The following is a 2,218-nucleotide window of genomic DNA, read 5'->3' as shown; positions in this document are numbered from 1 at the left end:
CGAGCATGGAGTTTATTGTTGTGTGTTTGATAGCTTTGGGAATTTGGGTTTAATAACGAAGAGAGAGATTCAAAATAAAAACCCTTATAGATAGCAACAAGGCTATATAAAAGTGAGTAAAAAGATTGTTTATTGGCTTCAAGAAGATGTGAATAGCTAATGCCCACATAATACTCTACTAACTCTTCTTTGCCTAACTTATGAGCCACATATGCGGCATTAATGGCACTCACTGCTACATCCTCACCTGATGCAATCGCCATATCAAACGATTGTAGGGCTTGTTGGTATTCTTTTTCTTTGAGTTTAATCACGCCAAGATTATATCCTGCAAGAGATTGTGAGAAAATAGCGATTTGTTCAAACAAATCTAGTGCTTCTAATTTATCGCCTTGTTCATAGAGTAGATTTGCTTTTTTAATCATCAGCCCTAGCTCACTAGCATCGATACTATTTTTTTGCGAGAGTTGTTTTACCTGTGGCGCTTGAGATATTTTAGTAGGTTTTGGTTGGGGTGGTGGTGGCAAATCCTCCTCTTTGTCGTCTCTAAGGGCAAACAACATAAGTCCAATGATAAGTAAAAGTATGCTAATCCCTGCACCAATGAGCGCAAAGAGAAGTTTTTTATTGTTTTTTATTGCTTGAATATTTATGACATTAAGAGGTATTTTTTGCAAGATTGGCGCTAAGAGCGTAGCGATTTTTTGTTGTATACCATTCTTTTGCTCTTGGTTATTTGCAGAACCTTGCTCATTTGTTTCTTGTGTGGGATCATTAAGATCTACTTCTTGTGTCGCCATAGCCTACCTTAGAGATATTTTTGCAAAACTTTTGGGATTGTAATGCTTCTATCTTGGTTTTGGAAATTTTCCATAATGGCGATAAGTGTGCGTCCAACAGCGAGCGCAGAGCCATTGAGTGTATGCACGAGTGTATTTTTTTTCTCATCTTTGTAGCGGATTTTTGCTCTACGCGCTTGAAAGTCTCTTGTATTGGAGATAGAGCTAATCTCGCGATAGCAATTTTGTCCAGGTAGCCACACTTCGATATCCACAGTGTTACTTGCACTAAATCCGAGATCGCCACCACAAAGTTGCACGAGGCGATGAGGAAGTTCTAGCGCTTCCAAGATTCCACTAGCGGTTTGTATCATTTTTTCTTGCATTGCATCACTTTGATCTGGGTGCGTGATAGCGACAAGCTCGACTTTATCAAATTGGTGTTGGCGAATCATACCCCTTGTATCACGCCCTGCACTTCCGGCTTCTTTACGAAAACATGGCGTGTAGGCAGTAAGCATAATAGGCAATGAATCTTTAGGGATAATGCAGTCGTTATAGAGATTAGTGAGTGTGATTTCAGATGTTGAGATGAGATAGAGCTCATGCATTTTACTTTCTTGTGAATCTAATTCCTCAATTTGGGTTTTTACTTTAAACATATCTTCTTCAAATTTTGGTAATTGTCCCGTGCCAAAGAGGCAATGTGCATTAGTGAGTAATGGTGTGCTTACCATTTCAAAACCTGCTTGTTGATTATAATCTAGCATAAAATTAATAAGCGCACGATTGAGTTTAGCGCCCATACCACGCAAGACACTAAAGCGACTTTTGGCAAGTTTGACACCTGCTTCAAAGTCAATCCAACCATTTTCTTGAGCAAGCTCCCAATGTTCCTTTGGTGTGAAGTCAAAGATTTTAGGTGTGAGAATCTTGGCAAGTTCTATATTATCGCGTTCATCTTCTCCCTTTGGTGTTTTAGAATCTGGAATATTGGGAATTGTGTGTGCGAGTGTTTGGAGTGCAGATTCTATATCTGAAAGCGTGGCTTGAGTTTGTGTTAGTTTTTGTTTGTTGGCATCTAGTTGGGCTTTTAATTCATCGGTATTTTTGCCTTGCGATCTATATTGCCCAAAAAGCTTAGAAGTTTTGTTTTGGTAGGCTTGGAGTTCTTCTAAATCCTGTTTGCATTTTTTATGTGTATTGGCTAGATCGTGGAGTTGTGTCAAAGTCTGTGCACTCACTTTTTTGATAGCAAGTTTTTCTTGCACAGATTGAAAATCAGTAAAAATTGTTTTTATATCAATCATAATTATTCCCTCTATACAATCCTAATTTTCTTATAAGCAAAGCATTTGTTATTCCCTTTATACAAGTGCTATGAAGTGAAAATTAAAGTTTTTTATATTACAATCCCCACTATGCCTATAATTTTTTGG

Annotated in this window: 1 protein-coding gene and 1 pseudogene; both read right to left on the bottom strand. The window is 37.9% G+C overall.

Annotation, left to right across the window (positions count from 1 at the left end):
- Positions 1-800: pseudogene (locus C6H22_RS06815) on the bottom strand (tetratricopeptide repeat protein); the annotation flags it as partial.
- An 8-nt stretch (positions 801-808) separates the two neighbouring features.
- On the bottom strand, positions 809-2,089 hold the full coding sequence (gene serS, locus C6H22_RS06810) for a serine--tRNA ligase (RefSeq protein WP_104694565.1): 1,281 nt from the start codon (positions 2,087-2,089) through the stop codon (positions 809-811).
- Positions 2,090-2,218 lie beyond the last annotated feature (129 nt).

The sequence above is a fragment of the Helicobacter equorum genome (assembly GCF_900198655.1).
In the GTDB taxonomy this organism is placed as follows: Bacteria; Campylobacterota; Campylobacteria; order Campylobacterales; family Helicobacteraceae; genus Helicobacter_F; species Helicobacter_F equorum.
The sequence above is the reverse complement of the archived record's forward strand: the minus strand, read 5'-3'. Positions and strand labels throughout refer to the sequence as shown.